This is a genomic window from Kribbella sp. NBC_01245, assembly GCF_036226525.1.
Lineage (GTDB): Bacteria > Actinomycetota > Actinomycetes > Propionibacteriales > Kribbellaceae > Kribbella.
This window is the reverse complement of the sequence record NZ_CP108487.1, coordinates 7,454,437-7,473,626: the sequence shown is the minus strand read 5'-3', so window position 1 is coordinate 7,473,626 and position 19,190 is coordinate 7,454,437. Positions and strand designations below refer to the sequence as shown.

At 67.7% G+C, this 19,190-nt stretch carries 17 protein-coding genes; 3 read left to right on the top strand and 14 right to left on the bottom strand.

Translation table 11 applies throughout. The annotated features are described in order from the left end of the window. Positions 1 to 3: 3 nt before the first annotated feature. The 8 genes from OG394_RS34240 to OG394_RS34205 form a co-directional block, all read right to left on the bottom strand. The gene (locus OG394_RS34240; RefSeq protein WP_328991336.1) at positions 4 to 810 is read right to left on the bottom strand and encodes a Rossmann-like domain-containing protein; all 807 of its coding nucleotides are present in this window, start codon (positions 808 to 810) and stop codon (positions 4 to 6) included. Further along, the gene (locus OG394_RS34235) at positions 807 to 1,565 is read right to left on the bottom strand and encodes a phytanoyl-CoA dioxygenase family protein (protein ID WP_442914245.1); all 759 of its coding nucleotides are present in this window, start codon (positions 1,563 to 1,565) and stop codon (positions 807 to 809) included. The genes OG394_RS34240 and OG394_RS34235 overlap by 4 nt, the downstream gene beginning before the upstream one ends. A gap of 188 nt (positions 1,566 to 1,753) precedes the next feature. Then, the gene (locus OG394_RS34230; protein ID WP_328991333.1) at positions 1,754 to 2,809 is read right to left on the bottom strand and encodes a pyridoxal-phosphate dependent enzyme; all 1,056 of its coding nucleotides are present in this window, start codon (positions 2,807 to 2,809) and stop codon (positions 1,754 to 1,756) included. Then, complete coding sequence (locus OG394_RS34225) at positions 2,806 to 3,510, bottom strand: methyltransferase (protein WP_328991332.1); 705 nt, start codon at positions 3,508 to 3,510, stop codon at positions 2,806 to 2,808. The genes OG394_RS34230 and OG394_RS34225 overlap by 4 nt, the downstream gene beginning before the upstream one ends. 82 nt (positions 3,511 to 3,592) lie before the next feature. After that, positions 3,593 to 5,098: an ABC transporter ATP-binding protein gene (locus OG394_RS34220; protein WP_328991331.1), complete on the bottom strand. Its 1,506-nt coding sequence runs from the start codon at positions 5,096 to 5,098 to the stop codon at positions 3,593 to 3,595. Then, the gene (locus OG394_RS34215) at positions 5,095 to 5,907 is read right to left on the bottom strand and encodes an ABC transporter permease (protein ID WP_328991330.1); all 813 of its coding nucleotides are present in this window, start codon (positions 5,905 to 5,907) and stop codon (positions 5,095 to 5,097) included. Before OG394_RS34215 ends, OG394_RS34220 begins: the two co-directional genes overlap by 4 nt. Continuing rightward, positions 5,904 to 6,851, bottom strand: a complete 948-nt coding sequence (locus OG394_RS34210; protein ID WP_328991329.1) for an ABC transporter permease — start codon at positions 6,849 to 6,851, stop codon at positions 5,904 to 5,906. The genes OG394_RS34215 and OG394_RS34210 overlap by 4 nt, the downstream gene beginning before the upstream one ends. Before the next feature lie 2 nt (positions 6,852 to 6,853). Continuing rightward, a complete protein-coding gene (locus OG394_RS34205) occupies positions 6,854 to 8,398 on the bottom strand; it encodes an ABC transporter substrate-binding protein (protein ID WP_328991328.1) in 1,545 nt (514 codons plus the stop codon). Between the two features lie 234 nt (positions 8,399 to 8,632). Between OG394_RS34205 and OG394_RS34200 the strand changes: the two genes are divergently transcribed. Next, positions 8,633 to 9,619: a DUF5937 family protein gene (locus OG394_RS34200; protein ID WP_328991327.1), complete on the top strand. Its 987-nt coding sequence runs from the start codon at positions 8,633 to 8,635 to the stop codon at positions 9,617 to 9,619. A 459-nt stretch (positions 9,620 to 10,078) separates the two neighbouring features. Continuing rightward, complete coding sequence (locus tag OG394_RS34195) at positions 10,079 to 13,213, top strand: BTAD domain-containing putative transcriptional regulator (protein ID WP_328991326.1); 3,135 nt, start codon at positions 10,079 to 10,081, stop codon at positions 13,211 to 13,213. A gap of 3 nt (positions 13,214 to 13,216) precedes the next feature. Here the strand turns inward: OG394_RS34195 and OG394_RS34190 are convergent, their stop codons facing one another. From OG394_RS34190 to OG394_RS34170, 5 genes are all read right to left on the bottom strand, one after another. Next, a complete protein-coding gene (locus OG394_RS34190; protein WP_328991325.1) occupies positions 13,217 to 14,053 on the bottom strand; it encodes a DUF4097 family beta strand repeat-containing protein in 837 nt (278 codons plus the stop codon). Further along, positions 14,050 to 14,799: an ABC transporter permease gene (locus tag OG394_RS34185; protein WP_328991324.1), complete on the bottom strand. Its 750-nt coding sequence runs from the start codon at positions 14,797 to 14,799 to the stop codon at positions 14,050 to 14,052. Before OG394_RS34185 ends, OG394_RS34190 begins: the two co-directional genes overlap by 4 nt. Next, positions 14,796 to 15,734, bottom strand: coding sequence for an ATP-binding cassette domain-containing protein (locus OG394_RS34180; protein ID WP_328991322.1), 939 nt, complete (start codon positions 15,732 to 15,734; stop codon positions 14,796 to 14,798). The genes OG394_RS34185 and OG394_RS34180 overlap by 4 nt, the downstream gene beginning before the upstream one ends. Positions 15,735 to 15,850: 116 nt before the next feature. After that, positions 15,851 to 16,333, bottom strand: coding sequence for a MarR family winged helix-turn-helix transcriptional regulator (locus OG394_RS34175; RefSeq protein WP_328991321.1), 483 nt, complete (start codon positions 16,331 to 16,333; stop codon positions 15,851 to 15,853). Positions 16,334 to 16,564: 231 nt separating this feature from the next. Beyond that, entirely contained in the window at positions 16,565 to 17,701 is a 1,137-nt protein-coding gene (locus OG394_RS34170) for an epoxide hydrolase family protein (protein WP_328991320.1), read from the bottom strand. Positions 17,702 to 17,761: 60 nt separating this feature from the next. Between OG394_RS34170 and OG394_RS34165 the strand changes: the two genes are divergently transcribed. Then, a complete protein-coding gene (locus tag OG394_RS34165) occupies positions 17,762 to 18,721 on the top strand; it encodes a helix-turn-helix transcriptional regulator (RefSeq protein ID WP_328991319.1) in 960 nt (319 codons plus the stop codon). On the opposite strand, the gene OG394_RS34160 is transcribed toward OG394_RS34165, so the two are convergent. Continuing rightward, entirely contained in the window at positions 18,718 to 19,110 is a 393-nt protein-coding gene (locus tag OG394_RS34160; RefSeq protein ID WP_328991318.1) for a winged helix-turn-helix transcriptional regulator, read from the bottom strand. The genes OG394_RS34165 and OG394_RS34160 overlap by 4 nt on opposite strands. Positions 19,111 to 19,190 lie beyond the last annotated feature (80 nt).

Below are 19,190 nucleotides of genomic sequence, written 5' to 3'. Positions count from 1 at the left end.
GTCCTAAGCGGAAGATTGGACATAGCGATACAAGCTGCTTGGGCGCGCGCTGAACTGGGAGAACGGAAAGGGCTCCGCCGACAAGGCGGTCACCCCGTGACCGAGGAACGCGCGCGCCACCGCGCTACCGGTCTGAGCATAGACGGCCAACGGCATTCCTTGCTGCAGGCAACGATCAAGCAGAACGTCGAAACTGCCGTTGCTCAAGGTCATTCCGGTCGCGACGACGGCATCGGCCTGGTCGAGAACTGCCGTCATATCGCGGGAAACCGGCAACCCCGAGGCCGTCACCGCGAGGTTGAAATCGCACGGCAAACACTCGCCACCCAAAGCGGTGATCGCGTCGACCAACGGGTTCACCACGCCGATCAACGCCACCTTCGTACCGGGCTGGATATCGAGCAAACCGGCAACAGCCGCATCCCGGGCCTTCGCGCGCACGTCCGGCGGCCCGGCCGGCAACACGATCTCGGTCGCACCAGCAGCGAGGTGATGTGGGTCCACCGAGGCCAGGTAGGCGTCGAGCGCGGCGATTCGGACCGGCGCCGGCGCGGACTCGATCAGCGAGGCGAGCGGCATGCCCGAGGCGTCCGCGCAGGACGACGGATCAAGCTCGCCCGCCTCGAATGAGCAAGCGCCAAAGGCGTCGCCGACCCGCAACAACACGTAGTAGTTGCGATAGGTCACGTCCGCACCGGGCAGACGGGTGGTGTGATGCAACCAAAACGCGCTGATCACGGGCAAATCGGCGGGGTCCGGGCCATACGCCCCGGACAGAACGGCATCGGTGAGTTCGGCAACGGTCTTCATCGCAGGTCGGCCAGCCTCTCGGCGTTGTAGGTGAACGTCGAAAGCTCCGCCCGTCCGGCAGGCTGGAAGCAGTACAGCAACGACCGCCGGTCCGAGGCGGTCAGGTTCGGCGCGGACCGATGCACCATCAGCCCCGGGAACATCAGCACCGACCCGGCCGGCGCCTCGACGGTCACCGCCAGCTCCACGTCGACGGACAGCGGGTCGACCAGCAGGCCGGTCGGCTCCAGCGGATCACGCCGGGCCGGACCGTTCAATGCGCTGCCCGGGATCAGCGTCATCGCGCCGTTTGCCGCCGAGTTGTCGTCCAGCATCACGATGGCCGTGGCAACGTCGTACGCCGCGTCCCCGGCGCAGCAGTACCAGTACGGGAAGTCCTGGTGCCACGCGAACTCCGAGCCGACTCCAGCTCGCTTGAAGTTCAACTTCGAGACGAACGGCCCGACCCGATCCACACCCAGCAAGGAGCTCATCGGCTCGGTCAGCCGCGGCTCGGTCCACAACGCCTCGAGCGCGGGGTGGAGCTGGGAGACGGGCGCGAGACTGCGCACCGCCTTGCCCGGCGCATCGGGCTCCCAGTGCACGGTGGTACCGCGAACCCGCTCCAGCCGGTGACCATCCGGCCAGACCGTCAGCTCGGTCTCGCCGGATTCGGCCGCGGCGACCACCTCGTTGTGCACGGTCTCCGCCACGGCGCGCAGCCGCTCCACCTCCGCAGGCCCGAAAAGCCCCGTCAGTAAGCGAAAACCCGTCACGCGCACCATTCCCCGATAGTTGTCGGGGTTCAGTTTAGTGCGACTAGGTCGCATAAGTACACTCTCCGTGGCGGCCCGCCCAGCGTCTTTGCATTCATTCGTCGGAATCCGCCCTCCCCCGCCGGCGGACCTGCACATGCACGCTGTGGTCGGAGGGCGGATTCCGACGAATGAATGCAAAGACGTCCTCAAGAACGCACTCCCTCGGCGACTTGGGCACCGGCCAGCAGGCCCGGTCCGCGACGCTCCCAGGACATCGCGGACCACGGCACGGCCAGGTCGTCCAGCGAGGTGATCTCGCGCGGCCGCATCGCGTCCATCGAGAAAGCCTCGGCATGACGGGAGAAAGCCGACTCGGCGTACCGATTGCCGGTGTCCGCCGCGATGAACACGTGTTTCCGCGACGAGTCGCACGCGTGCTCCCACTGCGCGGACAAATACGCCGCCCCCGCAGACAACCCCGCGAACACGCCACTCGACCGCAACAGGTCGACCGCGGCCGACATCGCGTACTCGAAGGAGACCCAGTGCAGCCGGTCGTACAACTCGTGCCGCACGTTCCGGAACTCGATCGAGCTGCCGATGCCCGCGATGATCATGTCCGGATCGCACGTCTTCTCGGCCCCGAACGTGATGCTGCCGAACGGCTGTACGCCGACCAGGTTCACGTCACGCCCGCGGTCGCGGAGGTACTGCGCGATGGCACCGGTCGACGCGCCCGTGCCCACGCCACCGACGAGGCACAGCGGACCGGTCGGCACGAGTTTGCCGACCAGCTCGGCGACGGCCGAATAGCCGAGGTAGTGGATGTCGTCGTGGTACTGCCGCATCCAGTGGTACGACGGATTGGCGCGCAGGATCTCCCCGATCCGGCGGACGCGCAGGTTCTGGTCCAGCTGCAGGTTGTTCGACGACGGCACCTGCTCGACCGTCGCGCCGAGGATCTCCAGCTGGATCCGCAACGTCCGGTCCACCGTGGTCGATCCGACGATGTGACACCTCATGCCGTACCGGTGACAGGCCAGCGCGAGCGCGTGCGCGTAGATGCCGCTCGAGCTGTCGATCAGGGTGTCCCCCGGGCTGACGACGCCGGTGTCCAGCAGATGCCGGACGGCGCCGAGCGCGGAGTAGACCTTCATCGTCTCGAACCGCAGGCAGATCAGGTCATCCCCGACCCGGACGGCGTCGGGATCCTTGATCGCCTCGGCCAGATGGTCGTACAGCACTGCCGGTCGTGCGTTCATCGCGTCACCCGGAACAGGAAGGTCTCGACGTCATCCCCTGGCCAGTCCTCGTGATGGACCACCTCCAGCCGGAACCCCTCCTGTACCGCGTACCGCGCGATGCCGCGGAGATCGGCCGTATTCGACACGATCAGGAAGATCTCGCCGTCGGGCGCGAGCAGATCCCGCGCCACGATCTGGTCGAAGAACCGGGTCGCGATGGTGGCACCGACGCAGAAGTTGCGCACGGCAACGGGATCCTCCGTCACTCGCTCCGCCACGGCCGGCGGGTTGAAGGTGATCACGTCGTACGGCCCGTCCGGTACGGCCTCGAACAGGTCGGACACGATCGGCTTCAGTGCGGGCGAATCCCCATGTATACGGCGAAAATGCGCGGCGGCAGCTGTGACACTTTCTGGATCGATGTCGACGGCAACGATCTCCGCAGCGCCGACCTCACCGGCGATGACGGCTTCCACGCCGAGGCCGACGCCCATCGCGACGTACGTCCGGCCGGCCAGGTCGATGGTGCGGTCGAGCAGTCGTGCGTGCACCAGCCGGCTGGTCTCACCCGGCTGGAAGACGCCCGGTGGCAGGTCGAAGTCCCAGCCGTTCCACTGGTAGGTGCGGTGGGTGTGCAACTCGGGCCGGGGCGGATTCACGGCTCGGATCTCGGCGACGGACAGGGTTGCGGGAAGGCTCTCGATACTCAGCTCGGTCATCAGGGGTGAACCTCTCGTGTCGGCACCGGTGGACGGTCAGCACGGGCGGAAATCAGTGGGCCAGGCGGGTCAGGCCGGCAAGTCAGGCGGCGCGGAAGGGTTCCCGGCCGACCAGCGTGGCCGCGAGCAGCCGCCGGGTCTCGGGGTCCGCGGGTTGAGCCAGCACGGTGTCGGGATCACCGCGTTCGACCACTCGGCCGTCGGCCAGCACGAGCAGGTGGTCGGCAACGGCGGCGACCAGGCCGAGGTCGTGGCTGATCCAGAGCAGGGCCATTCCGTCGGCCTTTCGGCGGCCGAGTACGTCGAGCACCTTGCGCGTGCCCTCCTCGTCGAGGGCAGTGGTGATCTCGTCGCAGATCAGTACGTCCGGCGCCGCCAAGAGCGCCCGCGCCAATGCCGAACGCTGCAACTCGCCGCCGGACAACAACCCAGGCGTACGCAAGGCGATCGACTCGGCCACTCCCAGCTGCGCCAGCAAGTCCACCGCCTCCGCGCGGGCGTCCGCCACGGAGAGCCCGCGCAGGCGAATCGCCGTACGGGCCACTTGGTCGAGCACGGGTCGTCGGTCATCGAAAGACCCGCGCACTTCCTGCCAGACGTACTGCACTCGCCGGACCTGTTCGGACGTGCGTTTGCGCAGCACCGGAAGCGGGTCGCCGGAGAGGGTGAGGTGTCCGGCGTACCTCTCGTGGAGGCCTGCCAGACAGCGCGCGAGCGTGGTCTTGCCGCTGCCCGAGCGACCAACGATGCCGAGGCAGTCGCCACGCGCGAGTTCGAGGTCAATCCCTTGCAACACAGGGGATTTGCCGCGTCTGCGTAGTGCGGCGTGCAGGTCTGAGACGGCCAAGACGGGTTCCAGGGACGGCCTCCCCCAGGATGGATCGAGGGCGTCGTGCGGAGGTAGCACGGTCGTTGCCGGACCGCTGCGTTGAACTTTGCCTGAGGCAAGGACCACGACGTGATCGGCCAGCGCTCGGACCAGGTCGAGGTCATGACTGAGCAGGAGAATGCCGAGTCCACGCTCGGCCAGATCCGCGAGTTCGCCCACGAGTTGCAGGCGGGTGACCGAGTCGAGGCCGGTGCTCGGTTCATCGAGGACGAGCACCTTGGGGCCGCAGACCAGGGCTTGCGCAAGAGCGATTCGTTGCCTTTGGCCCCCACTGAACTGGTGTGGGAAGCGCTTGAGAACCGGCCGATCGCCCGGGAGTTGGGCCGCCCGCATCGCCTCGGCAACGTCGCCACCGTGCAGCCGGGCGAGCTCGGTCAGGCCCGCGCCGATTCGGCGAGCCGGGTTCAGCGCGCTGCCCGGGTGTTGCGGCATGTAGGCCACCACCCGGCCTAGGACCTGCGCGGCCGCTGCCGTCGGGCCGTTGGCGTCGACGACCTGGACTCCCCCGACTTCGACGGCGCCCGTGAGCGCAACACCCGGCCCGGCCTCACCGAGCAAGGCCAGCGCGGACGTCGTCTTGCCACTACCCGAGGCGCCGACCAGTGCGGTGATCCGGCCTGGCGAGACCTCGAACGAGACATCATCGACCAGTACGGCGTCACCAGCCGTGGCGGTCAGTCCCGACACCACGACGGTCATCCCACCACCACCTTGCGGGAGCGGGTGACCAGGCGATCCGCGACCAGATTGAACCCCAGGGTGAACGCCACCAGCAGCAGCGCGGGCGCGAGTACGGCCCACGGCTGGAGCAGCAGGCCTTCGCGGTTGCGGGAAACGCTGACAGCCCAATCCGGCGCGGTCGGGCTCAACCCGAGGCCAAGGAAGTTGACCGAGGCAACCAAGAACACGGCCAACGTGATCCTGGTACCGATATCCGCCGCGACCGGGCCGAGCACGGATCGCCCGACATAGTTCAAGTGGATCCCGATCCAGCTCTCGCGCTGCATCCGCAAGGCCTCCACGACGGGACTACTGGCCGCGTCGAGCGCCGCCGCCCGAACCAGCCGCGCCACGGTCGGAACGTTGACCGCGGCAACGGCCAGCGTGATAGCGAGAGGCGAAGCGCGCCAGCCGACGGCCACCACGCTGATCACCAGCAACGACGGCAACGGCAGCAGGATGTCGAGCGGCCGGATCAGGAGTTCGTCCAGCCAGCGATGCCGAGCCGAGGCCGCCACCAGGCCGATCGTGCCGCCAACGAGGTACGCGACGGCGACAGCGCCAACGGCCATCCCCAGGGCGGTCCGGCCGCCGACGAGTAGCAGCCCCAGTACGTCGCGACCGAGGCCGTCCGTGCCGAGGAGGTGCCCGTCGCCCAGCATGTACGGCAGACCCGGCCGGGTCTCGAGGCTGGGCGCGACGACCGGCCCGAGTACGGCGACCACCAGCGGGACGGCCACCAGGATGATCGCGACGGCCATCGGCGTACGGCGTAGGAACGTCCTCATCGCAGCAGCTCGGTTCGCGGCACGAGGCGATTGCAGAGGAGGTCGGCGCCGAGGTTGATGACGAGCGCGGCAACGGCCAGGACGAGCGTAAGCCCTTGCACCACGGGGATATCGCGCGCTTCGACACCGGAGATGAGGGCCGTCGCGAAGCCCGGAATCGCGAAGATGGCCTCCACGACGAGGACTCCACCGAGCAAGGTGTCGCCGGTTCGGGCGAGCTCCTGGACGCCGGGAACGGCCGCGTTCGGGAGGACGTGGCGCAGCAGGATCCGTCGTCGCGGTACGCCGAGGCGGCGCGCCTGGACGACGTACTCCGCGTGCAAAGCGTTGACCGTGCCCGCGCGGACTTGGCGTGATAGCAGGCAGACCGTACGGCCGAGCAGTACGGCGACCGGTAGTACCAACAGCGCGGGCTGCTGGACCAGGTCGGCGCCGGTGGAACCGACCCACGTCGCGGGCAGCAGACCGAGGCGGAGCGAGAAGACCGCGACCAGGACGACGGCGATGACGAAATCGGGGATCGCGCTCAGCGCCAACGTGATCGAGCTGATCGTACGGTCGATGCGGCCGCCTTCGTGGGTGCCGGCCAAGATGCCCAGGGCAACGGCCAGCGGCAGCACGACGGCCAGCGTGGCGATCGTGAGCACCAGCGTGGCGCCGACCGAGGACTTGACGATGTCGAGCACGGGACCACCGCTGACCAGGGAGGTCCCGAGGTCACCGGTGACGACACCGCCGGCCCAGTTTGCGAATCGCTCCAGCGCGGGCTGGTTGAGGCCGAGTTGCTCGCGGAGGCGATCCACCTGCTCAGGGGTGAGCGTCTCGGTGAATCGCATGTCCGCGGCATCGCCGGGCAGCAAGGCCGTGAGCAGGAAGACCAAAGCGGACAGCACCGCCAGCTGGGCGACCGCCAGCAGCGCGCGTTGGGCCGCATACGAGCGCATGCTCAGCCGAGCCACACCTTGTCGAACCGGGCGGAGTCCAACGTGTTCGGCGGCGCGGCCTGCACGCCCTGGACCTTGGCCGAGATACCGACCAGGAAATCCGGATGGCCCCAGGCAAGGAGACCACCTTCATTATGAATGGTCTTCTGTAGTTCGACGTACTTCGCGGCGCGGGCCGGCTCGTCGGTCAGCACTTGCGCGGAGGCGAACGCCGCGTCGAACGCGGGCCGTCGCCACGCCGTCGCGTTGAACGGCGAGGTGGAGAGCAGCCGGTCGGTGATGTACTGCGGGATCGGCATCGCGCCGGACCGGTGGTTGCCGATCAAGCCCTTGGTCAGCAGGTCCTTGTGGTAGCTCTCGGCGTTGCCGGTCGTGACCTTCACCTTCAGCCCGGCCTCACCCGCCTGCTCCGCGAACAGCGTCGCCGCCTCGACGAAACCGGCGGCGGCATCCGCGGTGTAGATCTCGAGCGGCTTGTTCAGTACGCCTGCCTTTTTGAGCAGCGCGCGAGCCTCGTCGAGATCCCGCTCCCGCTGCGGCAGGTCCTGCGGGTAGTACTGGAATCCCTTACCGAAAAGGTCATTCGCGACCAGACCGCGCCCGGACAGGACGACGTCCACGAGGCGCTGGCGATCCGCGATCAACTTGAACGCCATCCGCACGTCGGGGTTGTCGAACGGCGCCCGGTCGGTCTTCATCACCAGGGCCTGGGTAGTACTGCCTTTCGCGGCGACGATCTTGATCGACTTGCCCGATTCGGCGGTCCGGGCGAAGGTCGCGGTCATCTCGTTCGCGTACTCGGCCTGTCCGCCCTGCAGCGCATTACCGCGGGCCTCCGCCTCGGCCGAGAGGATCTGCAGCTCGTCGAGATACGCCGGGCCGTCCCAGTAGTCGTCGAACCGCTTCGCGACCATCGACCGGCCCGGCTCGAACGAGACGAACCGGAACGCGCCCGTACCGATCGGCTTGGCGGGATCGGCGTACCCCTTGCGCACGATGTGCGTGCCGATACCGGCGAGCAGCGCCGGGAACTCGGCGTTCGGCGCGGTCAGCGTGAGCTCGACCGTCTTCGCGTCGACGGCCCGGCTGCGCTTGAGGTCGAGTTTTGCCAGCGCGACCTGCGCCACTCGCTCCGGGACGGCCGGGTCGAGGACGCGCGCGAGGCTGTAGAGCACGTCCTCGCTGGTGAGCTTGGCGCCGTCGTGGAAGACGGCGTCGCGCAGGGTGAAGCGCCAGACCGTCGCCTGCGCGTTCGGCTCGAACTTGGCCGCGAGGCGTGGGATCGGCTTGAGATCCGGGCCGAGATCGACCAGCTTCTCGAACATCGCCTTGTGCCGCGCGATGTCGACGAACAGGCTCTGCACGTGCGGATCGAGGACCTCCTTCGGTCCGCCGCCGGCGAAGACCGCGCGCAGCACACCCCCGGTCTTGGGGGTCCCGGTCGCGCCCGTCGAGGCCGCACCGTCACCACCGCATCCGGTCAGCGCGCCGATGCCGAGGGCACCGGCCAAGCCGAGAAAACCGCGGCGGTTCAGGGCATCGGACATACGCATTTCCTTCACGGTGGAGGGTCGTCGCCGAACGGATCCTGCCGTTAATGAAAATAGTTGTCAACTTCATTGCCGCGTCAACGGTTAGAAGCCGGGCCGTTACCCATTGTGGCGGCTCCGCCTGAGGCCGGGTGGCGGACGGCGTGTCCGGGGTGAATTTTGCGATTACCCATTGTTCGAGCGCGGCCACCTCGCGTAGTTTTCCACCGAGGGGGCCCGATGGTATTGCGAATGGTGTTCGGTTCGGCGGACCTGCAAAAGGTGCGCCTGGCCGCGGAGCCGGATCCGCTGTGGGAGCTGGTGCTGAGCCTGCACCGGCTCCAGACCGGCAGGACCGAGACCCAGCAGGACGGCTGGGAGCAGTCGGTGCGCCGGCGCCTGACCGCGTCCGGTCCGGCCTGGCGCCAGTGGGCCTCGATCCTCTGCACGTTGGTGCCACCGGCCGGAAACTTCCCGGACTTCCTCACGCCGCGTCCGCTGATCACCTCGGTCGACGAGGGCTGCGACGAGCTGGCGCGCATGCCCGGCACGCGGTTGCGCACGGATCTCGCGGAGGTCTTCGGCGACCGGCAACGGCCGCGCTGGGTCCGCGAACTCGCCGCTGGCGATCCCGGTCAGGTCCAGCAGATGGTGAAGTCGGTTCGCCAGGGGTACGACGTACTGGTGGCGCCGTTCTGGTCCCAGGTCCGGCACTCGGTCACGGCTGATCGGCATCAACGTGTGCAGGTCCTTGCGAATGACGGTCTTAGTCAGTTGCTCGCGCAATTGCCCGGCGCCCTCGATTGGGATGGGCGAGTGTTGACGATGACGTATCCGCGCAAGTACACGGTGGACCTCCGCGGCCGTGGCGTGACCCTGATCCCGTCGTACTTCTGTCACGGCATGCCGGTCACGCTCATCGACCCGGAGCTCTCGCCCGTGTTGGTCTTCCCGGCCACCAACCGCGGTGCGGCACCGGCGCGCTCCGAACACGACGTACAGGCTGCCCTCGGTCCGTTGCTCAGCCCGACGCGTACGGATTGTTTGGTTCTCCTCCGCACGCCACAGACCACAAGCGACCTGGCCCGCCACCTCGGCATGTCCGTCGGCACGGCCAGCAAACAGGCGTCCATCCTCAAAAACGCCGGCCTAATCAACAGCGTCCGCGACGGCGGCGCCGTAATCCACAGCATCACCCCCTTAGGCAAATCCCTCCTAACGGGCCACACCACCCCTTAACCCCACGGCCAGCACCCGCCCAGCACCACGGCGAGCAACCACCCAGGTCGCGGTCGGGCCACCACCCACCACCGCGGCGAGCACCCACCACCTTGCGGCGAGCAACCCTCCACCTTGCGTCGATTGGTCTGGATTTGCCCGCTGCCGCGGCGGCCCGCTGTGGTCACAAACAGTCCGCGGGCAAATCCTGACCAATCGTCGCCATCGCCTGCCCGGTATCACCAAAGCCGAGACATCCCGTACGACGCTTCGCGGGACCGGGTGATGCGTGGCGGACGCAGGCGACGATTGGTCAGGATTTGCCCGCAGACCGTAGGCGATCGACCTGACCCGCCGCTTGAAGCGGTCAAATCCAGACCAATCGACGCAAGGTGGACGGTTGCTCGCCGCGGTCGTGGGTGGTGACCGTCGGCGCAACGTGGCGGGTGGGGGTGAGCGGGGGCGTGGGAGGATTTGGTGGTGCAGATCGGGATGCTTGGGGCGTTTGAGGTTCGTGCGGGCGATGGGGTTTTGGCCGACGTGCCGGGGGCTCGGTTGCGGGCGTTGTTGATCGCGCTGGCGCTTGAAGCGGGTCGGGTGGTGCCGAAGGCCACGCTTGTCGACTGGATCTGGGGTGAGCGGCCGCCCGCCGATGCCGCGAATGCCCTGCAGCGCTTGGCTTCCCGGCTGCGGAAGGCGCTACCCGGAGGCGTGATCGAAGGACAAACAGGCGGCTACCGGCTAGCGGTGACCCCCGACGCCGTCGACGCCCTCCGATTCGAACGCCTCCTCGCTCAGGCCCGCCAAGAGCACGGCCTCGCGCAGCTTCGACTTTTACGCGAAGCCCTAGCCCTATGGCGCGGCACCGCCATGCAGGATGTCGGCTTGGAAGACAGCGAAGCGTTCGACGCAGCCACAACCCGACTCGACGGACTCCGTCTAACCGCCATGGAAGACCGCTTCGAAGCAGAAGTCAGCCTCGGCCACGCCACCGAGGTCGTCGCAGAACTAACCGACGCCGTAACCGCCCATCCACTCCGAGAACGACTAGTCGCCGCGCAAATGCGTGCCCTAGTCGCCGCTGGACGCGACTCCGAAGCCCTGCTCACCTACGAGCGTACGAGAGAAGCCCTGGCCGACGCCCTGGGCGTCGACCCCTCCCCGGAGCTGTCGGCCTTACACGTCGCCTTGCTGCGAGGCGAGGTCGGCCGCCGCGAGGAGAACCGCAAGACCAACGTCCGCGCCGAGCTGACCAGCTTCGTCGGCCGCGAAACCGACCTCACCGCGGTCCGCGCACTCATCAACGAGCACCGCCTGACCACCCTGATCGGCTCAGGCGGCTCCGGCAAGACCAGACTCGCCACAGAAACCGCACGCACAATGATCGGCGACCTGCCAGACGGACTCTGGCTGGTCGAGTTCGCCCCCATCGGCACCGACGGCGACGTAGCCCAAACGGCGCTCGCCGGACTCGGCCTCCGAGATGCCCTCCTCGGCGCGTCCCCCAGCGCGGACCCCATCGACGGCCTGATCGCCGCGATCCGCGACCGGGAGATGCTGCTGATCCTCGACAACTGCGAGCACGTGATCGAGTCAGTGGCGGCGCTCGCCGAACGCGTCCTCGGCGAATGCCGCCGACTACGGATCCTGGCCACCAGCCGCGAACCACTCGGCATCACCGGCGAGGCGTTATGGCAAGTCGAGCCGCTGGCCCTGCCAACCAGCGCCGGCCCGGCCGAGGCCGCCTCCTCGCCGGCACTCCGCCTGCTGCGAGACCGCGCGAGCGCCGTACGCAAAGACCTCGGGACCGACGAAGACACCGAGGCGTTGATGGTACGGATCTGCCGCTCGCTGGACGGAATGCCGCTCGCGATCGAACTCGCTGCCGCCCGGTTGCGCACCATGACCGTCGAGCAGCTCGCCAACCGGCTCGACGACCGATTCCGCCTGCTGACCAGCGGAAGCCGTACCGCCTTGCCGCGACACAAAACCTTGCGCGCGGTGGTCGACTGGAGCTGGGAGTTGCTCACCGATGCCGAGCGGACAGTGCTGCGCAGGTTGTCGGTGTTCTCGGGCGGGGCAGGCCTCGAAGCGGCCGAGCGCGTCTGCCTCAGTGACGCCGTCGAGCGCGACCAAGTGCTGGAGTTGCTCACCTCGCTGGCCGAGAAGTCGCTGCTGGTCACCGCGGGCGACGGTGCCCCGCGTTATCGCATGCTCACCACGATCAAGGAGTACGCCGCGGACCGGCTCGCCGAGGCCGGAGAGTCAGACAAGGCCCGGCAGGCGCACCTCGCCTACTTCACCGAGTTCGCCGAGACCGCGGAGCCACATCTGCGCCGCGCCGAGCAACTGGAATGGCTCGCCACGCTCGAGGCCGACCACGACAACCTCAGCGCCGCACTGCGGGGGGCGATCGCGGCCGGGGACGCGCAGGCGGCGATGCGGCTCGCGTCCGCCACTGGTTGGTACTGGTGGCTGGGTGGGCGCCGGACCGAGGGCCTCGAGCTGCTGATCGCGGCCGCCAACCTGCCGGGCGAGGTGACCGATGACGTCCGCGCTATGACGTACGGGATGGTGGTTCTCTACGTGACCTCCGGGCGGGGCGACGAACACCTGGGCGCGGAATGGATTCACAAGGCATATCGGTTCAGCCGGCAGAGCCGGCACGACCACCCGATGCTGGCGTTCGCGGCCCCACTGGAACGCCTGTTGCAGGCACCGGAGGAAGCGGTGACCGCGTTCGAGCCGTTGCTGGACAGCGCTGACCCCTGGGTGCGCGCTATGGGTCGCTGGCAAGGCGCCAAGATGCGCAGCATGTTCGGCCAGGGCGGCCAGGAGGTCGAGGCCCGGGTGAAGCAGGCGCTCGCGGAGTTCCGGGCACTCGGCGAACGGTTCGGGATCTTCTTGGCCCTGTCCGAGCTGGCGGGCCAACTCGCCAAACGGGGAGAACTCGCGGGTGCCTGCGAGTACTACGAACAGGCGGTCACGGTCGTCACCGAGATCGGCGCCGTCGAGGATGTCATCGAGGTGCGGACCCAGCAGGCCTTGCTGTACTGGCTCAACGGCGATCGCGATGCCAGCGCTGCCGCCATCGCCGAGGCCGAGCGGAGCGCCGAAGGCGTCACCTGGCCGTACGCTCTGATCAACCTGGCGCTCGCCAAGGCGGAGCTTGCTCGCCTGGGCGGTGACACCGTGGAGGCCCGCCGCCAACTCGGCCTCGCGACCACCCTCTTGGGCGATGCCGCGGAGCAGCCGCTCATCCGCGCGGAGATCCACGACCTGCTCGGCTACCTGGCCGACGATCTCCGGGAGTCCCGCACCCATCGCGTGGCTGCCTGGCAGGCGGCGTCCGAGGCGGGAGCCCCGATCGTGATCGCCAAGATCCTCGTTGGGGTCGCGGACCTGGCAGTTCGCCTCGACCAGTACGAACAGGCGGCTCGGTTGCTCGCAGCCAGCGCCGGTGTCCGCGGATTACCGGATCGCTTCCACCCGGATACGGCCAGGGTCGAGCAGACGGCGCGGCGCCACCTCGGCGACGCGCGGTTCGCCGAGGTGACGCAGGAAGGTGCGGAGACGAGCTGGTCTGAGCTGATCGAAGTCACGCTCGCGTCCTGACGGTCAGCTCGCCACACGGTGCAGAGTGATGTCGCCGTGCCGCGTGCGGGCGTGGACCGAGATCTTCGCGTCGGACGGGCCCGGTTCGGCCTGCATGGCAACGAAGTTGTGCACCGCCCCGCGCTCGCTGTCTACGTCGACGGAGACGGCGGTGCCCGCACTGATGCCGACCTCGATGTTGCCGGAGCCGTTCTTCAGCTTCGCCTGTCCGTTCGTCATCCGGCCGATCCGAATGGCGCCGCTGGCCGTCGAGGCGGTAACGCTGCCGTCGGCGCGCCCGATGTCGAAGTCGGAGGTGGCGCTGCTGAGCTCGAGGTCGGCCGCGGCGTGGCCGATCCAGGTCTGCCCACCCGCGCCCCGGTACCCGAGGGTTCCCGCGACCGCGCCGATCCGCAGCGCGAACGCGGCACCATCGATGTCGGCGCTGCCGGCGATGTGCCCGATCGCGACCTCACCGGAGGAGATGTTCGCCTTCAGTGCGTCTACGCGATCCAGCTCGGCCTGCCCCGAGGCCATGTGCAGCTCACTCGCGCCGAGCGAGCCCTCGGTGCGCACCGCCGAGAAAGCCAGGTGCGCGACCAGGCTGGAGCCGGTGGGCAGGTCGATCGTGATGGCGACCGATCCGTTCTTGTCCCCGGCGGTCTTCGTTTTGACCGAGAGCTGACCGTCGGCGAACTCGACCTTGGTGTTCTCGGCCACCTTGACGTCTTTCCGGCTGGCGGCATCGATGGGTTCGACCAGCACCACGGTGTCGGTCCGGTCGCTGGCGCTGACTCGCACCTTGGCTCCCGCGACCTCCACGATCGCGGCGATGGGGCCGGGGGTTTCGAAGGTGGTCATGCGCGCTTCTTGAACGTGGAGCCCGCCCACAGGTAGCCGACCAGAGCGATGCCGGCGCACCAGGCGATGGCGATCATCGCGTCGCTGGAAGACGGGGTGCCGTTGAGCAGCCCACGGATGGTCTCGATGATCGGCGTGAAGGGCTGGTACTCGGCGAACTGCTTGAGGCCCGGTCCCATCTTCTCCGCCGGCACGATCGCGCTGCTGAAGAACGGAAGCATGACCAGCGGCACGGCGGCCATACCGGCCGTTTCCGGGGTCTTCGCCGACAGGCCCAAGGCGACCGTCATCCAGCCGGTCGCGGCACCTAGCAGCACGACCATGCCGACCACACCGAGCCAGTCGAGCAGACTCGCCGCCGGGTTGAATCCCAGCAGGAAGGCCACCCCGACGAGGGCCGCGATGGCGATCAGGTTGATCAGGAGGCTGGCGACGACATGACCGGTCAACACTGCACTACGGGAGACGTCCATGACCTTGAACCGGTTGATGATTCCCTTGGTCATGTCGGAGTTCACCGCGATCGCGGTGCCCCCCAGCCCGTAACAGACGGCGAGCAGGATCAGTCCCGGCGTCGCGTAGTCGATGTAGTCGACGCCGACACTGAAGGCGCCTCCCATCATGTACACGAACATCAACATGACGATGATCGGCATCAGGACCGCGTTGAAGACCGAGGTCGGGTTCCGGGCGATGTGCTTGAAGTTGCGGCGCAACATGACCATCGAGTGGGATTTGGCGCTCATTTCGCAACCTCCGTGGTGTGGCCGGTCAGGGCGAGGAAAACGTCGTCAAGGTCAGGGGTGTGCACCGAGAACTCCTCGGCACTGAGTGAGTTCTCGTCGAGCCGGTCCAGCAGAGCCCGCAGCGACTTCGTGCCGCCATCGCTGGGCACCCGCAGGGCCAGTGCCTCGTCGTCGCGCGTGGCCTCGGTGAAGAGGCGCGCGGCCTCGTCGAGTTCGGCGACAGTGGTGAACCGGAGCCGGACGTGGGTCCCGGGGAGCTGGCGCTTGAGCTCGTCGGGAGTGCCCTGGGCGACGATGCGACCCTTGTCGAGTACGGCGACCCGGTCGGCGAGCTGGTCGGCTTCCTCGAGGTACTGGGTGGTGAGGAAGATGGTCACGCCATCGGCCACCAGGTCACGGATGATCGCCCACATCGTGCGACGGCTGCGCGGGTCCAGTCCCGTCGTCGGCTCGTCCAGGAAGATGATCCGCGGGTTGCCGACCAGCGTCATCGCCAGGTCGAGCTTCCGGCGCATACCGCCGGAGTAGGTTGAAGCGGGCTTGTTCGCCGACTCCACCAGATCGAAGCGTTCCAGCAGCTCCGCGACGATCCGCTTGCCGTCGCCGGAGACCGCCCGGTTCAGGTCGACCATCAGCTGCAGGTTCTCCTGACCCGTCAGCAGCTCATCCACGGCCGCGAACTGACCGGTGACCCCGATCGCCGCGCGAACCGCCTTCGTCTCGGTGTCAATGTCGTGGCCGGCGACGCGCGCCGTACCGCCGTCGGCCTTGGTCAAGGTGGTCAGCAGGTTCACCGTTGTGGTCTTACCTGCGCCGTTCGGGCCGAGCAGCGAAAAGACCGTGCCCGCACGAACATCCAGATCGATACCGTCGAGGACGATCTTGTCCCCGAATGCCTTCCGCAGCCCTGAGGCCTCAATCGCTGAACTAGTCATGCGAGTACTTTCAGCGCCCGCCCCGCCACCCCCCTGACACCGACCTGACACGGCACCTGACACCGCGACCGCCCACGGGGTCGGGGCTTGGCGGGTGGGTTAGGCGGCGGACGTGATCAGGGCTTGGCGGGGGGAAGACCGCTGAAAATGCGCTGCAGTACGTCGCCGAACGCGTCGAGCTCTTCCGGCGTCAACCGATCGAAGACGTACGCCCGAACGGCCTCGACGTGGTCCGGCGCGGCGGCCTCGATCGCGGCCCGCCCGGCCGGCGTGAGTTTGACCATCGAGCCACGGCCGTCGGTATCGCACTCGAACCGGACGACCTGCCCGCGCTTCTCCATCCGGCTCACCTGATGCGAAAGGCGGCTGCGCTCCCAGCCGAGCGCCCGGCCGAGATCACGGGTACGCAAGCTGTCGCACTGCGCCTCGGACAACGCCACCAGCACGGCATAGTCGGCACCGGAGAGACCCGAAATGACGGTCAGCCGACGCTCGAGCGCCGAACCCAACTCCCGCTGAACGTCGCGATACAGCCGCCAAACGCGCGCCTCCCGCGCATCCAGCCACCGCACCTCCCCCGCCACCACGCCCTGCACCATCCCCCCACTCTACCGACCCCGTGACACGTCCCCTAGACACTCATCGGGCCCTCCCACCCCGGCGTGTCGGGAATCATCGGGCCCTTGTAACCACGCGTCAGTCACCCGCGCCGACCTCCACTTTGCATTCATTCGTCAGAATCCGCCCTCTCGGCCACCGCGGCCCAGTACAGGTCAGCGATGGGAGAGGGCGGATTCTGACGAATGAATGCAAAGTGAGTGGGGTCGGGGTTAGGCGGTTGGGTGGAAGAAGGTGCGGAGGTCGGAGACCAGGGGCTCGGGGCGTTCCAGGGAGGCGAAGTGGCCGCCGTCGGGGAATTCGCTCCAGTGCACGATGTTGCTGTTGTCGCGGTCGGCGAAAGTACGGATGGTCTTGAAGTCGTCGGCGAAGACGGCCACGCCGGTTCGCGCGTGGTTGACCACCGGCTCGGCCCCGCGGTGCGACTCTTCGTAGTGGTACCGGCCGGCCGCGGCGGACGTATTCGTGAACCAGTAAAGGGAAACCTCGGTCAGGATCTGGTCGCGGGTGACCAGGCTGGTGCCGTTGCCGAAGTTGTTGAACAGCTCGTTCCAGGCCAGTTGCCCGACGGGTGAGTCGGAGATGCCGACGGCAACGGTCTGCGGCCGGGTCGAGTTGATCGCGTTGTAGCCGCCGACCGACTGGAACCACTCCAGGTGCTCGAGGGCGGCGTAGTCCTTCGGCTCGAGCTTCTCGAACTCGGCCGGATCGCCCGAGGGGAACGAGAACAGCTGGAGCACGTGCAGTCCGAGGAAGCCGTCCGGGTTCATCAGACCGAGTTCGCGGGCGATCATCGCACCAGCGTCACTGCCGTGTACGCCGTACTGCTCGTAACCGAGGCCGCGCATCAGCTGGTCGAAGGTCTGCGCCACCCGGGCCATCGTCCAGCCGCGATCGACGAGCGGCGTACTGAATCCGAAGCCGGGGATCGACGGTACGACCACCGAGAACGCGTCGGCCGCGTCGCCGCCGTACGCCACCGGGTCGGTCAGCGGGCCGATCATGTCGAGGAAGTCGACGAACGAGCCGGGGTACGTGTGCGCCAGCAGCAACGGCGTCGCGTCGGCCTCGGCGGACGGCACGTGGATGAAGTGCACGGTCTGGCCGTCGATCTCGGTCAGGTAGTGCGGGAACTCGTTCATCCGGGCCTCCTGCTTCCGCCAGTCGAACGTGTTCCGCCAGTACCCGACGGTCTCGCTCAGGTAGGAGTTCGGCGTACCCAGGTCCCAGTTGTCGCCGGGCGCGGCAGCGGGGAGGCGGGTGCGAGCGAGTCGCTCATTGAGGTCGTCCAGGTCGGCCTGGGCGATCTCGACACGGAAGGGGCGAAGGTTCTTCAGGTTCTCGGTCATGCGTAAAAGGTAGAACCCATACAGGAACGTTAGATTCCTAATTGTGAGACTATTTTCGGCATGCGCGAAACCTCGTCCCGATTGCTGTCACTGCTGTCGCTTTTACAGACGAAACCCGCGTGGACCGGGTCCGAACTGGCCGAGCGGCTGGACGTCAGCACCCGCACGATCCGCAACGACATGGACCGCCTGCGCGAGCTCGGGTATCCGGTCGACGCCGTCCGCGGACCCGCCGGCTACTACCAGTTGGGCGCGGGCGCGAAACTGCCGCCATTACTGCTGGACGACGAGGAGGCCGTCGCGGTCGCGATCGGGTTGCGTACCGGCTCGGGGGTTGCCGGGATCGAGGAGAGCAGCGCCCGGGCGTTGGCCAAACTCGAGCAGGTGCTGCCGCATCGCCTTCGCCGTCAGGTCACCGCGTTGAACGACGCCACCTCGAAAGGCCCGGACAACACCGGCAGCAACGTGCCGGATCCCGAGGTCGACGCCGGCGTACTGGCGACGATCGCGAGCGCCATCCGGGACCGGCACTTCCTTCGGTTCGAGTACGCGTCGGCGGATTTCCCGGTGCGGATCGAGCCGTACCGATTGGTGAGCTGGGTGCGCTATTGGTATCTCGTCGGCCGGGATCCCGCGTCGGGCGCGTGGTCGACGTACCGGGTGGATTGGATCGAGCTGCGGATGCCGACCGGGCAGCGATTCACGCCAACGCCCTTACCTGGTGAGGATTACACGAGTTTCGTGCTGCGCGATGTCGCGACGACGGGGTGGAAGGTGCACGCGCGGATCACGGTGTTCGCGTCGGCCGAGGAGGTGCTGTCGCGGATCCACGCGGCGGTCGGCGTGGTCGAGTCGATCGACGAGTCGACCTGCGTGCTGGTCACGGGCGCGGACAGCCTCGAAGTCGTTGCCGTCTACATCGGCATGCTCGGGCTGGACTTCCAGGTGACCGAGCCGGCCGAGTTGGTCGAGCATCTGCGCGTGATCGGTAATCGCTACCTACAAGCGATCAAGACCTAGGCGCGTTCGTCGTACCGGACGTTGGCCTCGGTCACGGTGGGCATCGTCGCTTCGACCAGCTCGATCAGTTCCATCAGCTTGCTCGCGACCCGAATGCCTTCGGGCGTGAGGCTGTAGTCGACGCGCGGCGGGATCGTGGCCTGCGCCTCGCGCAAGACGAAGCCGTCCCGCTCGAGCGCGTGCAGGGTCTGCGCGAGCATCTTCTCGCTGACGCCGTCGACGCGGCGGCGCAATGCGTTGAACCGCAGCGAGCCTTCGAGCAACGCGACCATCGCCAGCGTGCCCCAACGACCGGTGATGTGCTCCAGCGTCGCTCGCGACGTGCAGGCACGGGCGAAGACGTCGAACACGAGCTCGTCGTGTTCGGTCGTTTCCTTCGTCTTGGCCATGTATCCACGGTACCCCTTCCGCCGTACCCCTGGTTGTGACACTGCTCACTCATGGGTTGTACTTTCTAAAAGTTAGTGCA